The sequence below is a fragment of the Pantoea sp. UBA5923 genome (assembly GCF_002431095.1).
GTDB classification, from domain to species: Bacteria; Pseudomonadota; Gammaproteobacteria; order Enterobacterales; family Enterobacteriaceae; genus Pantoea; species Pantoea piersonii.
In genome coordinates, this window is record NZ_DJDN01000076.1 from 3,214 (window position 1) to 3,536 (window position 323).

Here is a 323-nt window from a genome sequence, read left to right on the forward strand (position 1 = left end):
AGCGCGAAAAAACTGGCGGACGCGCTGGCGATACTGGATGAGCTTTAACGACTGAGCGGGTACACTCGCAGGCAACTTCAATCCATGCAGGAGGCAGCATGACGTCGTTCGACTATCTGAAAACCGCCATTCGCCAGCAGGGGCATACCCTGCAGCAGGTGGCCGACGCCAGCGGGATGACCAAGGGCTATCTGAGCCAGCTGCTCAACGCCAAAATCAAAAGTCCGAGCGCGCAAAAACTGGAAGCGCTGCATCGCTTTTTGGGTCTGGAGTTTCCACGTCGCGATAAAACCGTCGGCGTGGTGTTCGGCAAGTTTTATCCG

The 323-nt window shown here is 56.7% G+C and carries 1 protein-coding gene; it reads left to right on the forward strand.

The window, feature by feature from the left end:
* Window positions 1-98: 98 nt before the first annotated feature.
* A partial coding sequence (locus B3797_RS17160) for a helix-turn-helix domain-containing protein (protein WP_311791697.1) occupies window positions 99-323 on the forward strand: 225 nt, incomplete at its 3' end.